This is a genomic window from Paenibacillus vandeheii, assembly GCF_030433635.1.
In the GTDB taxonomy this organism is placed as follows: domain Bacteria; phylum Bacillota; class Bacilli; order Paenibacillales; family Paenibacillaceae; genus Paenibacillus; species Paenibacillus vandeheii.
The window spans coordinates 320,128-340,357 of record NZ_JAROCD010000001.1; the positions used below are offsets into that span (position 1 = coordinate 320,128).

Sequence of the window (20,230 nt, forward strand, 5' to 3'; positions counted from 1 at the left end):
ATGGGCCTATTCGAATGGATTTTTAACAATCTGTATATCGTGGCTGTCATCGGTTTTGCGCTCTTTTCTTTTCTGGGAAGAGCAGCCAAATCAGCTGATCCAAACAAAAAGCGTCAGAACAATGGAATGCCGACCTTTGGAGGCACTGGTGACTCAGATCAGTCCGACCGTTCACCAGCGCAGACCTTTCCAAAGAAAACTGCCAGCACTGAAGCTGCTGGTGAAACCCGTTATGATGAACCCTACGAGAACCAGTACGATGAACCGTATGAGAACCAGTATGATGAAGGTCGTTATGATCAGCCGTATTCAGGACCACAAGCTTCCTCTCGTCCTTCAGATGAAGTAGGTAGCCGAAACTTTAGTGGTGAGATGGAACGTTCGCTTGACCAACAAAAGAAAGAATTCGAAAGGCAACAACGTCTGATTCAAGAAAGGCTAAATCGCTTTTCTTCTTCAAACAAACCTGTTGTGGCTGATTCCAGTTGGGATCAAGTGGAATCAAGTGAATCGGGAAATTCCCATCTTCGTCCGGAAGACATTCGTACGGGTGTTTTATGGGCAGAAGTATTGGGTGCTCCTCGATCCAAGCAGCCTTTCGGTTCAAGAGGGAAACTGTAACAATCTAAGTGATTTAGAAGGAATAGAGCCGTTTCTGGTGAGCAATATGCCGGAGACGGCTTTTTTTTTGCGTTCATCATCTTTTTTCTCATATTTCACATCTAACACGGTCCGTAGTTTTCATAATTTCATGAATCTGCGCATAAGTTGAACTGTAGAGGAAGGGGGAAGACCTTCGAATGACCCGGATCAGCCGCAAGCTGCGCAGATGGACCAGTGAAGTTCTGGATCTGCCGCAGGACGTGCTTTACGATATGCCACGGTTAACCCTGATCGGCACAAAGCAATTGTATATAGAGAATCATCGTGGTGTCATTCATTTTACACCGGATCGCATCGTTCTGGCTCTCTCCCAAGGCCAGCTGGAGATCAAAGGGACTGAATTGATGATTCGCAATATTTTGCCGGATGAAGTGGCTGTTGAAGGAACAATTCTGGATATTCATATGAATGGAGCGGAGGGGAACGGATGAAGCAGCCCAGTCTGTACAAACTGCGCGGAGCAGTCCGAATCACGGTCACTGGGGGTGATATTGAAGCATTGATCAACACGGTGGCAGAGCAGGGACTGGAAGTATGGGACCTGCGTGCCCATGACGGGCGCAAGGCAGAAATGTATATTCTGCTACCGCATTTTTTTAGGCTGCGTCCTTTGCTGAAACGGACAGGCTGCCGTGTAAAGGTGACACACCGGAGTGGATTTCCTTTTTTTGCAGCCCGTTTATTGAGAAGGAAGTTCTTTCTGGGCGGCATGCTGTTTTTTATAGCAGCTCTGTTTGCGTTGTCATCGATGGTTTGGAATATAGAAGTCAAAGGCAATGTGACGATTCCCACGGATGAAGTGCTTGCGGCAGCAAAGAAAGAAGGCATTTACCCCTTCCAGTGGGCATTTCGGCTGCAAAGCCAGGACAAGCTCTCCAGACAGCTCGCGCTCGCTCTGCCGGATGTAACCTGGATTGGGGTGAGCAAAGAAGGGACAACCATCACCATCCAGGTTGTGGAGTCAGCACAGCCCAAGCGTGAACCGCTGCTGAACCCGAGACATCTGGTCAGTAAAACAGATGCTGTAATCACTCAAATATACGCGGAGCAGGGACGCCCTGTCGTGCAGAAGGACATGCGTGTCAAGAAGGGACAGGTACTGATATCCGGTATTTTGGGAGATGAAGAGAATACAAAAACCATTGTTGCCAAAGGGGAAGTACGTGGACTGGTGTGGCGTGAGTATCAGGTCGAAGTCCCCCTTGTGCAAAAACATAATACGATGACCGGGGAGAGCAAGGAACGTTTTTACATTGTGCTGGGGAAATGGGCGATTCAGCTCTGGGGATACGGGGATACGCCTTTCACTTCATTTGATACAGAAAGTAATCATAAACCGCTGACCTGGAGATCCTTCACACTTCCCATGGGATGGCTGACGGAGAAAGATTTGGAAACTCAGGAAAAAGAGCAGCAAAACACGATAGAATGGGCTAGAACAAAAGGACTGGAAGGAGCGAGAAACGATATTATCGCCAAAAATGGCAAAGGAACGAAAATTTTAAGTGAAAAAATTTTGCATGAGAAGAAAGAGAATGGTAAAGTTTATATGAAAGTATTGTTTGAAGTAGAAGAAAGCATTGCGGAAGAACTTCCGTTAGTCCATAGTCAAGGAGAATGAGGCTATTTGTCAGAGCAAACACGCAGCATACGAATCTCCCTCCAAAGTGCGGGAGAGGGTCAATCTCTTTTTGGACCCCAAGATATTTTTCTGAAACTGATTGAATCCGAGATTCCCGCCCAGATCGCATCCCGTGAAGCGGAGATTGTGATTCATGGCAACATTCAAAATGTGGAATCACTTGAACAATTATTTGATGTGTTGTTGCAATTGGTACGTAACGGATATGTGTTAACCGAAAGGGACGTTAAGTATGCCATTGAGCTTGCAAAGGAACTGCGTGCAGACCAGCTTCTGGATCTGTTCAAAGGCGAGATTACAACGACCTACCGTGGTAAACCGATCCGGGTTAAGACGATTGGACAGAAACACTATGTAACTACAATTAAAAAACGTGATGTTGTATTTGGTATCGGTCCTGCCGGTACAGGTAAAACGTATCTTGCAGTTGTGCTGGCTGTGGCAGCACTCAAGGAAGGAAGCGTCAAACGGATCGTGCTCACAAGGCCTGCTGTTGAAGCAGGAGAAAGTCTTGGCTTCTTGCCTGGTGATCTTCAGGAAAAGGTTGACCCTTATCTACGGCCCCTGTATGACGCCTTGTATGACGTTATGGGACAAGAGCAGACGGCCAAGGCACTGGAGCGCGGATTGATCGAAATTGCACCTCTAGCCTATATGCGGGGACGTACACTGGATGATTCGTTTATTATCCTGGATGAAGCCCAGAATACGACACCGGAACAGATGAAAATGTTTCTGACCCGTCTTGGTTTTGGTTCCAAAATGGTCATTACCGGTGACGTGACACAAATTGATTTACCGCGCGGCAAAAAGTCGGGGCTTGTGGAAGCAAATTCAATACTGGGCCAAGTGGAAGAAATTGGATTTGTCTACTTTGCCGAGCAAGACGTTGTACGGCACTCCCTCGTCCAGAAAATTATCGTGGCCTATAACCACGCCGCAGAAAATCAAGAATAGAAAGGGATTGTCTCGATGACCTCGAAGGAACTGTCAAAAGGCAAATCTTTTCAAAATAGAGCTACAGGATGGAAGTATAGCGTGTGGGCACGCTATCTTCTGTTTTTGTTTCTGGTGATCCTTTTCTACGTGAGTCTTGCCTCCAAACTGCTCCCTGAGCGGTATGATATTCAGGAAGGCACACGAAGCGAAGTGAATATTGCTGCGCCCATGCAGATTCCGAATACCAAGGCTACACTAAAAGCGCAAGAAGAAGCCGCTGAACGTGTGCAGCCGATGTTTCAGATCGTGCAGATGCGGAATGAAAATCTGATGACCACGCTGCTCGATCGTATTGATCGGCTGAATCAGGATGATCAGATTTCCAGTCAGGACAAGATTGACATTTATCGTGATGAAATACCGCAGCGCCAGAAAGACTTTGTGTCCAATTTTATCAACAACAACCGGAAAGCGGGTACATACTCCGAAACTCTTTTGGAAGAGATCAGAAATGTGGTACAGGAGCAAAGCTACCGTATCCCGGAAGAAACATATATCAAAATTTCACGTCTGACTTCGGATGATATTCAGGAGATGAAGTCCGTTGCGCGGGATATCGTCTCCAGATTAATGACCGACCAGATTAGCGAGGCTACAACAGCTCGTGCCAAAGTGGCCGAGATGGTGAGTGTGAGCTCCCTTAGCAAACGTACACAGCGTGAGGTTGTACAGGAGCTTGCGCGTCTTGTAGTAACGTCGAACCGCTTCTACGATGAAGAGGGTACAAAAGAAGCTAAAGTGCAGGCGCGTGAGAATACTCAAACGGTCTTTATCAAGCAAGGAGATACGCTCGTTGCCAAGGGTGAGATGATCACCCCGGAGATGTACACTCTTTTGGGCGAGAACGATTTGCTGAAAAACGAAGTAAACTATTGGCCTCAGCTTGGATTGCTTATGCTGTCCTGTCTGTTGTCGGCAGCGATTCTCATGTATATTCAGCAATTCAGCGGAACGCACTTCAAATATAACAATGCTCAGCTGCTGATGCTTGTTCTCATATTTATTATTACCATTGTGGTTATGCACGTCACAGCGATACTCCAGACCAGTGAGAAGTCATATGTAGGCTTTCTTGCCCCTGTTGCCGTAGGCGCAATGTTAATTGCATTACTGCTGGATACATCACTTGCTTTTGTATGTTCGATTATTATCGGGATGCTGTCGAGCATTATTTTGAATACACATCAGGGTCAGATTTTTGACTTTGAACTTGGTTTCTTCGCGGTGTTGGTATCATTTGTTGCGATCTTTGCCACCCATCGGGCAAGTCAGCGGTCTACGATCCTGAAAGGCGCCATTATGGTGTGTCTGTTCGGATCAATCGCGGTCTTCACGCTGGCTCTGATTGACTCGAGTGACTGGAACCGGACGACAACGCTGTATGGCATTGGATTCGCGTTTGCTGGAGGCGTACTGACCGCCATATTAGTCATTGGGCTGATGCCGTTTTTCGAAACCTCGTTTGGCATCTTGTCTGCCCTGAAACTGGTGGAATTGTCTAATCCCAATCATCCGCTATTGCGCAAACTGCTAACAGAGACACCCGGCACATATCACCACAGTGTGATGGTCGGAAACCTGTCAGAGGCGGCAGCGGAGGCAATTGGTGCAAACGGCTTGTTATGTCGGGTCGGCTCGTATTACCATGATATTGGCAAAACCAAAAGACCCATTTATTTTATTGAAAATCAAAATAATATGGAAAATCCGCATGATTCGATTGATCCCAAGCTGAGCAAGTCCATTATCGTTGCTCACGCACGGGATGGTGTGGAGATGCAGAAGGACTATAAGCTGCCAAGGCCTATTCGAGACATTGCCGAGCAGCATCATGGTACAACCTTCCTGCATTACTTCTATCACAAAGCGCTGCGTCAGGCCGAGGAAGCAGGGGTGGAACCTGATTTCACTGAAGATGATTTCCGTTATCCGGGTCCCAAGGCCCAGTCCAAGGAGTCGGCAATTGTTGGTATCGCTGACAGCGTGGAAGCTGCAGTTCGTTCCTTACGTAAGCCTACCGTGGAACAAGTGGAATCCATGATCGAAAAAATAATTAAAGGTCGGCTGGACGATCATCAGTTTAACGACTGTGATCTGACGATGCGCGAACTAGACATCGTTGCCAAAACCCTTAAGGAAACCGTCATGGGTATATTCCACTCCAGGATTGAATATCCGGAGGAAATGAAGAAACCGAAGCCAACATCGCCTGAGGCGGGTTGATTCGCTAATATGAGAAGACAGGAGTATGAAAGAATGAGTCTTAACCTAGCATGGAATAATGAACAACAGGACAAAGAAATTACCGAACCGATGATTGCAATGCTGGAGCAACTGCTGAACCTTGCCGGAGAAGCAGAAGGTGTTGCGGACGGGGAAGTGGCTCTGACTTTTGTAGATGATGAACAGATCCATGAGTTGAACCGTGACTATCGCGGCATTGATCGTCCAACGGATGTATTGTCTTTTGCAATGAACGAGACTGTGGATGAGGAACTGGATATTATCTACGAACTGGACGAGGATGAAGAAATGGAAGAAATGCCGGATGTTCTGGGGGATATTATTATTTCGGTTCCACGGACCATCCTGCAGAGTGAAGAATATGGGCATTCATTTGAACGTGAGCTCGGGTTCCTGTTTGTTCATGGATTCTTGCACCTGCTTGGATATGATCATCAGGATGAGGCCAGTGAAGCCGAAATGATGGGCAAACAGGAAGCGGTACTCGCTCAAGCCGGGTTGACACGATAATGAAAAGGCGCTCCTGGGGGATGGTATTCCGCAATGCTGCGGAAGGAATCGTATACGGGCTGCGGACTCAAAGGAATGTAAGAGTTCATACAGGAGTCGCCATTTTGATGTGTGCAGCCGGATTTTTTTTCGGGATTTCAAGAACAGACTGGATGTTTGTACTGACAGCCGTATTTCTGGTTCTTGTGACGGAGCTGATGAATACAGCAGTGGAAGCTGCTGTAGATCTGGCGCATCCGCATATACATCCGCTGGCAAAAGCGGCGAAGGACACCGCGGCCGGTGCAGTTTTGCTGGCTGCGGTGTTCGCCGTCATCATCGGGTGTATCGTTTTCATCAAGCCAGTGATGAGCTGGCTAGGATTGCTTTGATTTTGTTTTTGATTTGATTTTAATATTACACACTAATTGTAAAGTTGGACTCATTTTTTAAGTTTAACTTTTGATTTGCACATTAACGGAGAGGTCAGAAATAACCTGTAGAAGCGAAGCGTTCGCCTTTATCACCGGATTTTCACTTTGGAAAAGGGAATCAATAAAATCCGGGGATAACAGCGATCGTAAGGTTGTTCTGACAGCGGAGAGGCCAGTGCAAATATTTTTAAGTTGAACTTAACTCATTGAGTGCAACTTTATAACACCCCAAAGGGAGAGATTGATTATGGATAATGGTTTGTTGATGCAAGAAGCGATTAAGGCACGTACGAAAGCGTATACGCCGTATTCTCATTTTGGTGTAGGTGCAGCTTTGCTTGACAGCGAGGGACATGTGCATCATGGTTGTAATATTGAGAATGCTGCTTATACGCCAGGCAACTGTGCTGAGCGTACAGCCATGTTCAGTGCAATTGCAGGAGGCAAGCAACCACGCAGCTTTAAAGCTATTGCAATTGTAGGAGATACGGACGGTCCAATTGCTCCGTGCGGTGTATGTCGTCAGGTGATGTACGAACTGTGTGATCCGGATATGAAGGTCATTCTGGGTAACATGAAGGGTGATCTGCAGGAGACTACAGTTGCCGAACTATTGCCATGGGCCTTTGGGCCATCTGACCTAAACTCTGCCAAAAAGTAAAAACCAATACATTCCAGGCCTAGGCGCCTGAGGAGGAACATATGAAAAAACAAGCATTCAAATCCGGCTTTGTAGCCATTATCGGTCGTCCCAATGTAGGTAAATCCACGCTGATGAACCAAGTCATTGGACAGAAAATTGCCATTATGTCAGACAAGCCGCAAACGACGCGTAATAAGATCCATGGTGTATACACATCGGAACAACAACAAATCGTGTTCCTGGATACCCCAGGGATTCACAAACGTCAATCCAAGCTGGGCGATTACATGAACCAGACTGCTTTGAACACACTCGGAGAAGTCGAAGCTGCTCTGTTCCTGATTGATGCTTCGGAAGGCATGGGTGGTGGTGACCGTTACATTGCAGAACAATTGAAAAATGTGCGAACGCCTGTCATTCTGGTCATGAACAAAATTGATAAAATTGAGCCGGAAGCACTGCTTCCGCTGATTGAGGCATATCGGAAGCTGCACAATTTCGCTGAAATCGTTCCGGTATCTGCCATGCTTGGCAGCAATGTAAGCACCTTGCTGGAGCAGCTCGGTAAATATTTGCCGGAAGGCCCTCAGTACTATCCTGATGATCAGGTTACAGACCATCCGGAGCAGTTTGTTTGCGCCGAGTTGATTCGGGAGAAAATTCTCCAGATGACGCGTGAAGAAGTGCCACACTCCATTGCGGTAACGATTGAGGATATGAAAGTACAGGATAACGGGGTTGTTTATATTTCAGCCGTTATTTTTGTGGAGCGTGATTCGCAAAAAGGAATCATTATCGGGAAACAGGGTGCCTTGCTTAAAGAAGTGGGGAAACGTGCTCGCCAGGATATTCAAAATCTGCTCGGTTCCAAAATCTTTATGGACCTGTGGGTTAAAGTGAAGAAGGACTGGAGAAACCAGGAGCGTGTGCTGCGAGATCTTGGCTTTGGTCGCGAATAATAAATTTAGTATCCAGTAATTGCAACACATAGTTTACCTTGCAAGACTCCATCCTATCTGGTAGATGCAAATGTCATTTTCGAAGAGAGGATGAAATTCCGATGCGAGATTTTTCGTGGAAGGTTTTTGCGATGACGGGGGATGTGGAGTCCTATCTGTTGTATACCGAGGCATGCAGCTCGTTGGGACAGGAGTCGGAACCTGCAAGGGAAGTGATTGAAGATGAAGAAGCCGAAGGTTAATTGGCTGATTCGGGAATGGTTAGGTGACGAGGCATGCTATACAGGGTGGAAGGGATTGTCATCCGCAGCATGGACTACGGCGAGGGGAACAAAATTATTACGCTTTGCACCGAAAGCGGCGGGAAAGTAGGGGTACTCGTCCGCGGTGCCAAAAAGCCCAAAAGCCGACATGCTGCACTGGTGCAGCCATTTACGTACGGTCAATATGTTTATTTTCGCAACACCGGACTGGGAACGCTAAACGCAGGAGAAATCATTGAATCATATCATGAGTTGCGTGAAGATTTGGTTAAGGCTTCCTATGCATCTTATGCTTGTGAACTGCTGGATCGCGTATTGCAGGATGAAGAGACAGGAACGTTCTGGTTTAAACAGCTGAAAGCCTGTCTCCAGGCGTTGAAGGAAGAGAAAGATCCGGTTGTCATTACCAGCCTGTATGAAATGAAAATACTGCAGGCAGCCGGGTACGGTCCTCAGCTGGATGATTGCATTTCTTGTGGTCAAGAGCGACCGGATGAGCAATTATTTGTTAGTCCAAGGCTTGGTGGAGTCCTGTGTCGTGCCTGCAAGCACTTTGATCCTCCGGCGATGTCTGTGAGTCCGAAAGCGTTGAAGTTGTTACGTTTGTTTGCGCAGTTGGATCTGCAAAGACTCGGTAATATATCGGTAAGTGAAGGCACGCGGGATGAGATCAAAAAGATTATGCGGGCCTTTATGGATCATCAGCTTGGATTGAATCTGAAATCCCGTTCTTTTCTTGATCAGATGGAAAAGTACGGGATTTGAGTCGTCTTGTTATGAAATAAGTAAAATATCTTGACTTCGTACTTATTTTTATATATTATGAACTATAATTTCTCTTTTGGAGACATGCATTGAACGAGAAAGTAGGAGACTTGATTTATTACATTCAAGAAGAGGTCGGTTGACCTAATCTTGTGTGAGCGAGCCGGGGATGGTGGGAGCCGGGTTGAATCGGTCTGTGAAATGGCACTCGGGAGCATGAATGGACACGGAAAAGTGGGCTTGTATGAACAGGATCTCCTGTTTATATCTAAGCCAAGTAGGGTGGAACCGCGGGAATAGCTCTCGTCCCTATGTCTGTATAACAGGCGTAGGACGAGGGCTTTTTATTGTCTGTACCGTTCTAGGCTTGTTTATCACAAACCATCGAAAAGGAGCATGATTATGAATTTTCAGCAGATGATTCTCACGCTGCAACAATTCTGGGCCGAGCACAACTGTATTATTGTTCAGCCATATGATACGGAAAAAGGGGCAGGTACGATGAACCCCATGACCTTTTTGCGTTCGCTTGGACCCGAGCCTTGGAAAGTAGCTTATGTAGAGCCGTCCCGCCGTCCTTCGGATGGTCGTTATGGAGAAAATCCAAACCGTCTCTATCAGCATCATCAATTCCAGGTTATTATCAAGCCTTCTCCGGACAATATTCAGGAAATTTACCTGGAAAGTCTGAAACAGTTGGGCATTGATCCGCTCAAACACGATATTCGGTTTGTTGAAGACAACTGGGAGAACCCTTCCCTCGGCTGTGCCGGTCTTGGCTGGGAAGTATGGCTGGACGGTATGGAAATTACTCAATTTACGTATTTCCAACAAGTCGGCGGGATTGAGACAAATCCGGTAGCGGTTGAAATTACGTATGGCATGGAGCGTCTTGCTTCATACATTCAGGAAAAAGAAAATGTGTTTGAACTGGAATGGGTAGACGGGATTACATATGGTGATGTGTTCCGTCAGCCTGAATTTGAACACTCCAAATATACGTTTGAAGTATCTGATGTCAAAATGTTGTTTACACTCTTCAACATGCATGAAGAGGAAGCAAACAAAGCCATGGCACAGAATCTGGTTTTCCCGGCATATGACTATGTTTTGAAATGTTCACATACGTTCAACCTGCTGGATGCGCGCGGAGCAATCAGTGTAACGGAGCGTACCGGGTACATCACCCGTGTCCGTAATCTGGCTCGTCAAGTGGCTGCAACATATGTGGAAGAGCGTGAGAAGCTCGGCTTCCCGCTGATCAAGAAAGGGGGAGCTGAGCATGTCTAAGGATCTGTTGTTTGAAATTGGTCTGGAAGAAGTGCCTGCACGCTTCATGCGGGCAGCAATTGAACAGCTGCAGGATCGTGTCGTGAAATGGCTGGATGCCTCCCGCATTGCTTATGGTGAAGTGAATGCCTATGCCACACCGCGCCGACTAGCTGTTTTGATCAAGGATGTTGCCGAGAAGCAGGAAGACGTGGAGGAAGAGGTAAAAGGACCTTCCCGTAAAATAGCATTAGACGATAGTGGTAACTGGAGCAAAGCTGCACTCGGATTTGCCCGTAGTCAGGGTGTTGAACCGGACCAGTTCACATTCAAGGAACTAAGCGGCGTGGAATATATCTATGCGACCAAAAGCAGCAAAGGCGTAGAAACATCCTCTGTAATCGGTCAGGGTTTGCTGGCTATCCTGCATGCTATGACGTTTCCGAAATTCATGCGCTGGGCTTCGTATGATTTCAAATTTGTACGTCCGATTCGCTGGATTGTTGCTCTGCTGGGCAGTGATGTGATTGAGTTGGAAGTTGCAGGAGTGAAGTCTGGCAATGTAACCCGTGGACATCGTTTTCTCGGAAAAGAGGCAGTCATTACGGACCCCGCTTCGTATGTAGAAGTGCTGCGTTCCGAACACGTCATTGCAGATATTAAAGAACGTGAACAGATGATTGTGTCCCAGATCCAGGCACTGGCTGCCGAGAAGAAATGGGACATTGCGATCAAGGAAGATTTGCTGGAAGAGGTCTTGTTCCTAGTGGAGACACCAACCGTGCTGTTCGGAACATTCGAGTCTTCATTTTTGAATATTCCACAAGAGGTATTGATCACTTCGATGCGCGAGCATCAACGTTATTTCCCGGTGCTTGATAATGATGGACAATTGTTGCCATACTTCGTTACGGTTCGTAACGGCGGCAGCGATTCACTGGATGTCATTGCGAAAGGGAACGAAAAGGTACTTCGTGCACGTCTGTCTGATGCCAAGTTCTTCTACGAGGAAGACCAGAAGCTGGAGATCAAGGACGCATTATCGAAGCTGGAGAGCATTGTCTTCCAGGAAGAGCTGGGCACGGTTGGAGATAAAGTACGCCGTATTCGCAAAATTGCGGATGGCCTGGCTGGCAAGCTGCAAGTACCAGCTGATGTAGCCGAAGCGGTGAGTCGTTCTGCGGATATTTGCAAATTCGATCTTGTTACACTTATGGTGGGAGAATTCCCTGAACTGCAAGGTGTGATGGGTGAGGATTATGCTCGTAAAGCTGGTGAAAAAGAAGAAGTGGCCAAAGCGGTATTTGAGCATTATCAGCCACGTTTCGCCGGAGATCAATCTCCTGCTTCGCTCGTTGGTGCCATTGTCAGTGCTGCGGATAAAATGGATACAATCGTAGGTTGCTTCTCGATCAATATCATTCCAACTGGATCTCAGGACCCTTATGCGCTGCGTCGTCAGGCAGCAGGTATTGTTCAAATTTTGCTGGATCACGATCTTCCACTGACCCTGTCCGACGTGTTCGGCGTTGCACTTCAAGTGCATGCCCAGATGAACTTGTTGAAACGTGCGGATGAAGAGGTACGTAAAGATTTACAGGACTTCTTCGGTCTTCGTGTGAAGAAACTGTTGTCCGAAACGGTTCGTTATGATGTGGTTGATGCAGTAATTTCTTCCGGATTTGATGATATCAGCGCGGTAGTTCCAAAAGGTGAAGCCCTTATGGCAGCTGTTCAAACGGGAGATGCTTTCAAAACTACCGTTGAATCTTTCAACCGTGTCGGTAATCTGGCTGCCAAAGCATCCAATGCTTCGGTACATGCAGAACTCTTCACAGAAGAAGGAGAGCGTCAGTTGCATGAGGCTTGGAGCAAAACCAATGAAGAATATCGTCAGGTATTGTCTCAACATGCAGCAGCTGAAGCACTCGCGATTGCATCGGCTTGGAAGGACGCTATCACCGTATTCTTTGATTCAGTTATGGTTATGGCTGAAGACGAAGCTGTGCGGGCAAATCGTCTGGCACTGCTTGCAGCGATTGACCGTGATCTGAAAGCTTTTGCTGATTTCTCCAAACTGGTCTGGTAATCGGGTCCGTCTTTGCTCATGGAGCACAGATCTGAGACAAAGCACAAATTCAGTATTAAAGAAGGATATATGAGGGTATAAATATACGGAACGGATTGTGAAAAATTTATATTTACAGCCGTTCCGTATTTTAGCCTTTGATTTCCATAGACTGGTCAGAAGGATTTTGGCTGGCTGGGGTCGTATATTACAATATGCAGCTATTTTATGAAACCGGGTGGTCTGGGTTTGAGTGAGTTGAATGTACGCCACATTGTTGTGGATGGTGATGCTTGCCCGGTCAAGGCCGAGATCGCAGAAACAGCACGGCAATTCAAAGTTCCTGTACTGATGGTTTCTTCATTTGACCACTTTCTTCAGGGCGGAGAAGGAGTGCGCACCGTTCAGGTAGATCGAAGTGATCAGAGTGCAGACTTGTACATTGCCAATCACATCAAGCCATACGATGTGGTGATTACACAGGATTATGGACTGGCGGCGCTCGCACTTGGCAAACGGTGTTATGTTTTATCATTTCGTGGTCGTGAGTTTAATGATCGTGACATTGATTTCATGCTGGATTCCCGTCATACTGCGGCCAAAGCACGAAAAAGAGGGCATTATGGAAAAGGACCAAAGCCTTTCACAGAGCAGGATCGGGAAATTTTTCAACATAAACTGACAAAACTTTTGAGAGATTTGCAGGAGAATGTGTAAGTTTATCGAATAATATTTACGTGTTAAGAGATGAAGGTGGATCAAGATGAGTACCGGACAAGGCGGTATACCCGAAAGCATTATTGAATCGGTGTTACAGCAGCATGATATCGTCGATACGGTGAGCCGATTTGTACATCTGACCAAACAGGGGAAATATATGAAAGGCCTCTGTCCTTTTCATTCTGAGAAGACGCCTTCGTTTACAGTTACGCCTGAGAAACAAATTTTCTATTGCTACGGTTGCGGCACGGGTGGAAATGCCATCAAATTCAGGATGGAAATCGAAGGGTTATCCTTTCCCGAGGCTGTCAAGACGATGGCAGAAGAAAGTCACATCTCAATGGGGGACTGGCAAGGGCGTGAATCGGCTCATGTTAATCCAGAGACTGAACGTTTATTGGAAGCCTATGAGCTTACCGCGAAGCTGTATCATTTCTTATTGAAAAATACAGAGCACGGTAAAGTGGCTATGGAATATTTACGCTCACGCGGGTTTAGCGACAAGCTGATTGACCAGTTCCAGATAGGCTATGCGCCGAATCGCTGGGATACCTTGGTACAATTTCTGGAAAAGCGCGAATTTCCGCTTGAAGAGATGGAGAAGGGCGGGTTACTGTCGCCGCGAAACGAAGGTCAGGGATATGTGGACCGTTTCCGAGACAGAGTCATGTTTCCGATTAATGGCCGGAGCGGAAAGCCGATTGCATTTGCAGGTCGCATTTTGGGAGACGGGCAACCGAAGTATCTAAATTCACCGGAAACCCGGTTATTTAACAAAAGCCGTGTTCTTTACAATCTGCATCATGCCAAAAATGCAATTCGCAAACAAAGGCAGGCCATATTGTTCGAAGGGTATGGCGATGTTATCTCCGCTTGGGATCAGGATATCCAAAATGGTGTAGCGGCAATGGGTACTGCGCTCACTGAGAATCAGGCACTGATGCTTAAAGGCATGTGTGATGAAGTCATTGTATGTTATGACGGCGATCGAGCGGGACAGGCTGCGGCTCTCAAAAACTTTCCTATTCTTGAGGAAGCGGGATTGCAGGTCAAAATTGCTCTAATACCGGATGGACTCGACCCGGATGATTTTATCCGCAAGCATGGTGGCGAGCGGTTCCGAAACCAAATTGTGGACGGCGCCGTAACGACTACAAAATTTAAGCTTATAAACCTTAAAAAAAACCATATACTGCTAGAAGGCGGCGGACAGATCGCTTATTCCAAGGAAGCGGTGAAACTTATTGCTCCTTTGTCTTCTCCTACAGAACGGGAAGTATATCTTCGGGAACTGGCTGCGGAAGTGGACGTATCTTTTGAGACACTGAAGCAGGAGTGTAATGAAGAACGGGAGGCCATGAAAAATAACCTCCAGTATGGGGATAATAACCCGAAAAGGTGGAATAATGGTAGGCAACAAAATAGGCAGGTGCCTACACCCAATCTGTTGCCGGCTTATCACGCTGCTGAACGCAAACTGCTCGCCTGGATGCTTCAGGATGAAGAGGCTGCCCAGTACGTGAATGAGCATCTTGGTGAAGCTTTTAACTTGGATGATCATGCAGCTATTGCTGCTTATCTATATGCCTATTATGCGCAAGGCAAATCGTCGGATACAAGCCGCTTTATGTCTTCACTGCATGACGACCGACTGGAAAAGACAGTCAGTTCAATCTCGATGATGGATGGTCCAGGTGAATGGAGTGTTCAAATGCTCGACGATTGCATCAGGGAAGTGCTGAAATATCCGCGTAAGAAAGAGTACGATCTGAAAAAAGAAGAAATGATTGCTGCAGAGCGGGCAGGTGATTCTGTACGCGCGGCACAAATTGCAATTGAAATGATTGCCCTAGAGAGACAGTGAACGTCTGAATGTTGGATGTTTCTAGGGAGGAGGGAGTCGAGTTATGGCGAATGATCAGCATACTGAACTAGAAACAGAATTGACGCTGGATCAGGTTAAGGATCAATTGATTGAATCAGGTAAGAAAAGAGCTTCGTTGAACTACAAAGAAATTATAGAGAAACTCTCCCCGTTTGAGCAAGACGCTGAGCAGATGGATGAGTTTTATGAACAACTGAGCGACCTGGGTATTGATGTCGTGAACGAAAATGATGAAGAGGTAACCCTTCGCCCTAGTGAAGATTCCGAGAACAACACCAGAGAGGGAGACGATGAATTCCACTTTGATGATGATCTGAGCCTTCCACCAGGAATCAAAATCAACGACCCTGTTCGTATGTATCTCAAAGAAATTGGTCGTGTACCTTTGTTGTCTGCGGATGACGAAGTAGAACTGGCTAAACGGATTGAAAACGGGGATGAAGAAGCGAAACGTCGTTTGGCTGAAGCTAACCTTCGTCTCGTGGTCAGTATCGCGAAGCGTTATGTTGGACGTGGAATGCTGTTCCTGGATCTGATTCAGGAAGGTAACATGGGTCTGATCAAAGCGGTTGAGAAGTTCGACCACAAAAAGGGTTATAAATTCAGTACGTATGCAACATGGTGGATTCGCCAAGCGATCACCCGTGCGATTGCGGACCAGGCGCGTACCATTCGTATCCCTGTGCATATGGTGGAGACGATTAATAAGCTGATCCGGGTATCCCGTCAGCTGTTGCAGGAACTTGGTCGTGAACCGACACCAGAAGAAATCGCTGCCGAGATGGATCTGAGTGTGGAAAAAGTTCGTGAGATTACAAAGATTGCTCAGGAACCGGTTTCCCTGGAAACACCGATTGGTGAGGAAGATGATTCCCATCTGGGCGATTTCATCGAGGATCAGGAAGCACTGGCTCCGGCGGATGCTGCTGCTTATGAATTGCTGAAAGAACAGCTCGAAGATGTCCTGGATACATTGACTGAGCGTGAAGAGAACGTACTTCGTCTGCGTTTCGGTCTGGACGATGGACGTACAAGAACGCTGGAAGAAGTAGGCAAGGTATTTGGTGTTACGCGTGAGCGTATTCGTCAAATTGAGGCCAAAGCTCTTCGTAAATTGCGTCACCCTAGCCGTAGTAAACGGCTTAAGGATTTCCTCGAATAACATCACTATGGGAGACTTTCCGCAAGACGCTTTAGCGGCGGCGGGGTCTCCTTTATTTTTAAATTGAACATCTAAATTTCTTGGTTTTGGTAATTCATCCTTGAAATGTTTTATTGGATTTCATTTTATCGCTTTTCGTTGTTCAATGCAAATCAATAAATTAAATGAATGGTGTAGGTGCTTCATGAAACTTTCGAATCGATTACAGCGAATACATGATCAAATTCCCGAAGGCAGCCGCTTGGCTGATATTGGCTCGGACCACGCTTTGCTTCCAGTAGCTGCAGTACGCAGCGGAAAAGCAGCAAGTGCAGTAGCCGGTGAAGTGAACCCTGGCCCTTATGAAGCTGCACGCAAGCAAGTCAGCGATGCAGGTCTGAAGGAACGAATTACAGTACGGCGTGGAGATGGATTAGATGTCATCTCTGCAGGAGAAGTGGATGTTGTGACCATTGCAGGGATGGGAGGGGCGCTAATTGCCTCCATTCTGGATCGTGGTCTCTCCAAACTGGATGAGGTCAAGCTTCTTATTTTGCAGCCTAATGTGGGTGAAGATATTCTTAGACGTTGGTTGCTCGAGCATCACTGGGTGGTGGTTGCAGAACAACTGCTTGAGGAAGATGGCAAAGTGTATGAAATCATTACAGCAATGCCGCAGGAACTCAGTCCGATCGCCAATGAGGAAGTGTATCGCGCGCGTCCCCTTGAAGGCGGGGTGGAATTGACATCAGATCTGCTGCTTCGCATGGGGCCTTATTTAACAGATCGTCCAACGGATGTGTTTTTTGCCAAATGGGAGAGCGAAATTGTCAAGCTGCAAAGCGTTGTTCAGTCCATTTCCAAATCCGATCAGGAGTCTTCCCGGGAGAAGGCGGCAGAGGTAGAGCATCTTATTGTGAACTTGAAGGAGGTACTCTCATGTTTGCCAAAGGTCAAACGGTAATTCAATTGATGGAGCAGCTTGCTCCAAAACATCTGGCCGTGCCGGACGATCGAATTGGTCTTCAGCTTGGCAGTTTGCAAAAGGAAATTACACACGTGCTTATCGCGCTTGATGTTACGAACGAAGTTGTTGACGAGGCGATTCGGATCGGGGCCAATCTGATTATTGCGCATCATGCTATCATTTTCCGTCCGGTCAAATCGTTGAATACCGACACACCTATGGGGAAATTGTATGAGAAGCTGATCAAGTATGATATTGCGGTATATATTAGTCACACCAATTTGGATGTGGCTGAAGGCGGCATGAATGACTGGATGGCCGAGGCCATTGGAATAGAGAGTAAGGAGTCACTTGAGGATGTACATACAGATCATTTGTACAAACTGGCTGTATTTGTACCCCGTACTCATCATGAGCAGGTGCTCCAGGCCATTCTCGAAGCTGGGGCTGGCAGTATTGGTCAGTACAATAAATGCAGCTTCAATACGGAAGGCACAGGCACTTTTGTCCCGGGAGAGGGGACACAGCCTTTCATCGGTACAGAGGGACAGATGGAGCGTGTAGAAGAAATACGGATTGAGACCATCGTACCGCAGAGTTTGCGCAGCAAGGTTGTTCAAGCGATGCTTAAGGCTCATCCGTATGAAGAAGTGGCCTATGACCTCTATGCAATGGATTTAAAAGGCCGTACGCTGGGTCTGGGGCGCTTGGGACCACTCAAACAACCAAAGACACTCGGTGAGCTGGTGGAGGTCGTGAAGGCCCAACTGGATGTGCCATACGTTCGGGTAGTAGGCGATCTTACTCGGCAAATCAAAAAAGCAGCAGTGCTTGGCGGTTCAGGTAGCCGTTATACCCTTCCTGCACGATTCAAAGGTGCTGATGTCATCGTGACTGGAGACATTGATTACCATACGGCTCACGATGCGTTGATGGCGGGTATGTGTATCATCGACGCCGGGCATAATGCCGAGAAAATTATGAAAACCAAAACGGCGGACTGGCTGCGTTCACGTTTGGAAGACAAACGTTATGAGACGAAAGTAACTGCATCAGAGGTTAACACGGAAGTATTCCAGTTTATCTAAAAGCACCCGGGTTCATTTCTTCCAGTAAGATTAAGCTTGTTTGTAAACTCAAATGCCTGTATACTATGTAATGTTGTTCGGAAAGCTTGACAGACAATCGCTGGTGGCCTTCGTTGCCACGAGAGGAAAGTCCGGGCTCCACAGGGCAGGATGCTGGATAACGTCCAGTCAGCGCGAGTTGAAGGATAGTGCCACAGAAATGGACCGCCGATGGCCGGATTTTCCGGCACAGGCAAGGATGGAACCGAGGTGTAAGAGACCCCGAGGAACGCTGGTGACTTCGTTCCTGGTAAACCCCATCTGGAGCAAGACCTAATGGGACACAGTCGACTCTTCGGAGAAGACAGCCTTAGCCCGAGGTGTGTCTAGGTTGGTCGCTTGAGCTGTGCAGCAATGTATGGCCTAGATAGATGATTGTCGCTTGTGGTGGGAGGGTAGTTCCCGTCTGAACCACGAAGAGCACAGAACCCGGCTTACGGTAAGCTTTCCTAACTACAACACAATAGTAACAAGTATAGTCCACTATCAGTCAAGGGCAAACAGAACGATTGTACCTGATGTGCCTGACTGATCAGAAGGACGCCATTAAATTTCAAAAGACTTCTTCCTGCTCTTGCAGGTCATATAAATAAGGCGTCAGACTTCGAGCTTTCTCGGGTCTGACGCCTTATTTTTGTTGTTAGTTTGTGTGGGATGAAAAATGGTTCCTAATGATACAGTGGATGACAGTTTGTTACAGTGTAACTACACTGTCCGACTGTAATGATGCATGCCAGCGTTGAATGGCGCGATCCATACGCTCTACAGCCTCAGGAAGCAGATCTGGATCGGTATGGGTGAAGTTAATCCGCATACGGTTGAGCTCCGGTGTACCTGCATAGAAGGAATCCCCAGGTACGATGCACACTTTCTCTTGAATTCCATAAGTGAACAGATTGCTGGCCAGCATACCCTCAGGCAGTTGCAGCCATAGGAACATACCGCCTTGTGGTGAATTCCAGGAAATACCTTCCCATGATTTTGCAGCCATGAGAGTGGTCATTTTTTTCATCCGTTGTTCATAATCCTGTGAGATATTGCGAATATGCCCGTCCAGATCGAAAGACTCCAGTAGCGCATGAAGTGCTCTCTGGTCAATGCTGCTGGAATGCAAATCTGCACCCTGTTTGGCGCGGGCGGCTATTTTGATAACATCCGGAGCAGCCAGTATCCAGCCAGTGCGGAGGCCTGGAGCTACTGTTTTGGAGAATGTGCTGGTGTAGATGACATTGGACGGTCCCTCGTAGGATGCTGCATCCAGCTGCGCCAGCGCAGGGGCATCCAATTGTTCCGGTTTAAAACGAATTTCACCATAGGGATCGTCTTCCAAGATCAGCACCCCATATTTCCGACACAGGTCCACGGCTTGTTGCCGTCTCGCGCGCGACCATACTTTGCCCGACGGGTTAGAGAACGTTGGGTTGATGTAGACGAGCTTGGGACGATGCAATTGCAGCTGTTCTTCCAGTGATTCAGGCAACATCCCGTCATCATCACAAGCAACACCGTGCGCTTCAGCCTGATAGGAATGAATGACTTGAAGCGCAGCCAGATAGGTTGGTGATTCAACCAGTACGCTGTCGCCTGGATCAAGCAAAATTCGGCATACCAGGTCAATGGATTGCTGAGATCCGGTAGTCAGAAGCATATGGTCAGGTGAAGCCGGAATGCCCTTGGATTCAAGACGTTCAGCAATTTTGGCACGTAATGGTCGGAATCCTTCCGTCTCTGCATATTGAAGAGCCGCTGAACCGCCCATGAATACTTTTTCGTATGCGTCACGGATAGCTTCAAGCGGGAACGATGTTTGAGCAGGTAAACCTCCGGCAAGCGAAATCATTCCAGGCGCCTGTGCAGCCTGTAACATGTCGCGAACGACAGAGGACGGGGTGTTTTGTGCCATTTTGGACCAAGGGATATTCATATTATTCTCATCTCCTGTTATTCACTGT

At 47.2% G+C, this 20,230-nt stretch carries 19 protein-coding genes and 1 other RNA gene; 19 read left to right on the top strand and 1 reads right to left on the bottom strand.

Annotated elements, in window-relative coordinates; translation table 11 throughout:
- The 19 genes from P5G61_RS01380 (at position 1) to rnpB (ending at position 18,730) form a co-directional block, all read left to right on the top strand.
- Positions 1-621: a hypothetical protein gene (locus P5G61_RS01380; RefSeq protein WP_301243735.1), complete on the top strand. Its 621-nt coding sequence runs from the start codon at positions 1-3 to the stop codon at positions 619-621.
- A 179-nt stretch (positions 622-800) separates the two neighbouring features.
- The gene (yqfC, locus tag P5G61_RS01385) at positions 801-1,094 is read left to right on the top strand and encodes a sporulation protein YqfC (RefSeq protein WP_024628472.1); all 294 of its coding nucleotides are present in this window, start codon (positions 801-803) and stop codon (positions 1,092-1,094) included.
- The gene (yqfD, locus tag P5G61_RS01390) at positions 1,091-2,284 is read left to right on the top strand and encodes a sporulation protein YqfD (RefSeq protein ID WP_301243737.1); all 1,194 of its coding nucleotides are present in this window, start codon (positions 1,091-1,093) and stop codon (positions 2,282-2,284) included. The genes yqfC and yqfD overlap by 4 nt, the downstream gene beginning before the upstream one ends.
- 6 nt (positions 2,285-2,290) lie before the next feature.
- Complete coding sequence (locus tag P5G61_RS01395) at positions 2,291-3,262, top strand: PhoH family protein (RefSeq protein WP_094937324.1); 972 nt, start codon at positions 2,291-2,293, stop codon at positions 3,260-3,262.
- A gap of 15 nt (positions 3,263-3,277) precedes the next feature.
- Complete coding sequence (locus P5G61_RS01400) at positions 3,278-5,527, top strand: HD family phosphohydrolase (protein WP_024628469.1); 2,250 nt, start codon at positions 3,278-3,280, stop codon at positions 5,525-5,527.
- 33 nt (positions 5,528-5,560) lie between these two features.
- Complete coding sequence (ybeY, locus tag P5G61_RS01405; RefSeq protein ID WP_063567028.1) at positions 5,561-6,058, top strand: rRNA maturation RNase YbeY; 498 nt, start codon at positions 5,561-5,563, stop codon at positions 6,056-6,058.
- Positions 6,058-6,429, top strand: a complete 372-nt coding sequence (locus P5G61_RS01410) for a diacylglycerol kinase family protein (protein WP_024628467.1) — start codon at positions 6,058-6,060, stop codon at positions 6,427-6,429. The genes ybeY and P5G61_RS01410 overlap by 1 nt, the downstream gene beginning before the upstream one ends.
- A gap of 289 nt (positions 6,430-6,718) precedes the next feature.
- Entirely contained in the window at positions 6,719-7,132 is a 414-nt protein-coding gene (locus P5G61_RS01415; protein ID WP_024628466.1) for a cytidine deaminase, read from the top strand.
- Between the two features lie 41 nt (positions 7,133-7,173).
- Positions 7,174-8,073: a GTPase Era gene (gene era / locus P5G61_RS01420; protein ID WP_301243741.1), complete on the top strand. Its 900-nt coding sequence runs from the start codon at positions 7,174-7,176 to the stop codon at positions 8,071-8,073.
- Between the two features lie 101 nt (positions 8,074-8,174).
- Entirely contained in the window at positions 8,175-8,315 is a 141-nt protein-coding gene (locus tag P5G61_RS01425; protein ID WP_079349649.1) for a YqzL family protein, read from the top strand.
- 33 nt (positions 8,316-8,348) lie between these two features.
- The gene (gene recO, locus P5G61_RS01430) at positions 8,349-9,101 is read left to right on the top strand and encodes a DNA repair protein RecO (protein WP_024628464.1); all 753 of its coding nucleotides are present in this window, start codon (positions 8,349-8,351) and stop codon (positions 9,099-9,101) included.
- Positions 9,102-9,503: 402 nt separating this feature from the next.
- Complete coding sequence (gene glyQ / locus P5G61_RS01435; RefSeq protein WP_024628463.1) at positions 9,504-10,391, top strand: glycine--tRNA ligase subunit alpha; 888 nt, start codon at positions 9,504-9,506, stop codon at positions 10,389-10,391.
- Positions 10,384-12,459 (top strand): glycine--tRNA ligase subunit beta, encoded by a 2,076-nt coding sequence (gene glyS / locus P5G61_RS01440; protein ID WP_301243745.1) that lies wholly within the window; start codon positions 10,384-10,386, stop codon positions 12,457-12,459. The genes glyQ and glyS overlap by 8 nt, the downstream gene beginning before the upstream one ends.
- 207 nt (positions 12,460-12,666) lie before the next feature.
- A complete protein-coding gene (locus P5G61_RS01445) occupies positions 12,667-13,155 on the top strand; it encodes a YaiI/YqxD family protein (RefSeq protein WP_301243747.1) in 489 nt (162 codons plus the stop codon).
- Positions 13,156-13,201: 46 nt separating this feature from the next.
- Positions 13,202-15,022 (top strand): DNA primase, encoded by a 1,821-nt coding sequence (dnaG, locus tag P5G61_RS01450; RefSeq protein ID WP_301243749.1) that lies wholly within the window; start codon positions 13,202-13,204, stop codon positions 15,020-15,022.
- A gap of 43 nt (positions 15,023-15,065) precedes the next feature.
- Positions 15,066-16,205 (top strand): RNA polymerase sigma factor RpoD, encoded by a 1,140-nt coding sequence (rpoD, locus tag P5G61_RS01455; RefSeq protein WP_024628459.1) that lies wholly within the window; start codon positions 15,066-15,068, stop codon positions 16,203-16,205.
- A gap of 184 nt (positions 16,206-16,389) precedes the next feature.
- On the top strand, positions 16,390-17,148 hold the full coding sequence (locus P5G61_RS01460; protein WP_301243751.1) for a tRNA (adenine(22)-N(1))-methyltransferase: 759 nt from the start codon (positions 16,390-16,392) through the stop codon (positions 17,146-17,148).
- On the top strand, positions 17,124-18,239 hold the full coding sequence (locus tag P5G61_RS01465; protein ID WP_301243753.1) for a Nif3-like dinuclear metal center hexameric protein: 1,116 nt from the start codon (positions 17,124-17,126) through the stop codon (positions 18,237-18,239). Before P5G61_RS01460 ends, P5G61_RS01465 begins: the two co-directional genes overlap by 25 nt.
- A gap of 81 nt (positions 18,240-18,320) precedes the next feature.
- Positions 18,321-18,730: RNase P RNA component class A (rnpB, locus tag P5G61_RS01470), an RNA gene on the top strand.
- Positions 18,731-18,972: 242 nt separating this feature from the next.
- Here rnpB and P5G61_RS01475 read toward each other — a convergent pair.
- The gene (locus tag P5G61_RS01475) at positions 18,973-20,202 is read right to left on the bottom strand and encodes an aminotransferase-like domain-containing protein (RefSeq protein ID WP_301243755.1); all 1,230 of its coding nucleotides are present in this window, start codon (positions 20,200-20,202) and stop codon (positions 18,973-18,975) included.
- Positions 20,203-20,230: the final 28 nt, after the last annotated feature.

Coding starts and splice junctions, on each gene's coding strand:
- P5G61_RS01380 (WP_301243735.1), top strand. CDS start 1: ATGGGCCTATTCGAATGGATTTTTAACAATCTGTATATCGTGGCTGTC.
- yqfC (WP_024628472.1), top strand. CDS start 801: ATGACCCGGATCAGCCGCAAGCTGCGCAGATGGACCAGTGAAGTTCTG.
- yqfD (WP_301243737.1), top strand. CDS start 1,091: ATGAAGCAGCCCAGTCTGTACAAACTGCGCGGAGCAGTCCGAATCACG.
- P5G61_RS01400 (WP_024628469.1), top strand. CDS start 3,278: ATGACCTCGAAGGAACTGTCAAAAGGCAAATCTTTTCAAAATAGAGCT.
- ybeY (WP_063567028.1), top strand. CDS start 5,561: ATGAGTCTTAACCTAGCATGGAATAATGAACAACAGGACAAAGAAATT.
- P5G61_RS01410 (WP_024628467.1), top strand. CDS start 6,058: ATGAAAAGGCGCTCCTGGGGGATGGTATTCCGCAATGCTGCGGAAGGA.
- P5G61_RS01415 (WP_024628466.1), top strand. CDS start 6,719: ATGGATAATGGTTTGTTGATGCAAGAAGCGATTAAGGCACGTACGAAA.
- era (WP_301243741.1), top strand. CDS start 7,174: ATGAAAAAACAAGCATTCAAATCCGGCTTTGTAGCCATTATCGGTCGT.
- P5G61_RS01425 (WP_079349649.1), top strand. CDS start 8,175: ATGCGAGATTTTTCGTGGAAGGTTTTTGCGATGACGGGGGATGTGGAG.
- recO (WP_024628464.1), top strand. CDS start 8,349: ATGCTATACAGGGTGGAAGGGATTGTCATCCGCAGCATGGACTACGGC.
- glyQ (WP_024628463.1), top strand. CDS start 9,504: ATGAATTTTCAGCAGATGATTCTCACGCTGCAACAATTCTGGGCCGAG.
- glyS (WP_301243745.1), top strand. CDS start 10,384: ATGTCTAAGGATCTGTTGTTTGAAATTGGTCTGGAAGAAGTGCCTGCA.
- P5G61_RS01445 (WP_301243747.1), top strand. CDS start 12,667: ATGAAACCGGGTGGTCTGGGTTTGAGTGAGTTGAATGTACGCCACATT.
- dnaG (WP_301243749.1), top strand. CDS start 13,202: ATGAGTACCGGACAAGGCGGTATACCCGAAAGCATTATTGAATCGGTG.
- rpoD (WP_024628459.1), top strand. CDS start 15,066: ATGGCGAATGATCAGCATACTGAACTAGAAACAGAATTGACGCTGGAT.
- P5G61_RS01460 (WP_301243751.1), top strand. CDS start 16,390: ATGAAACTTTCGAATCGATTACAGCGAATACATGATCAAATTCCCGAA.
- P5G61_RS01465 (WP_301243753.1), top strand. CDS start 17,124: ATGTTTGCCAAAGGTCAAACGGTAATTCAATTGATGGAGCAGCTTGCT.
- P5G61_RS01475 (WP_301243755.1), bottom strand. CDS start 20,202: ATGAATATCCCTTGGTCCAAAATGGCACAAAACACCCCGTCCTCTGTC.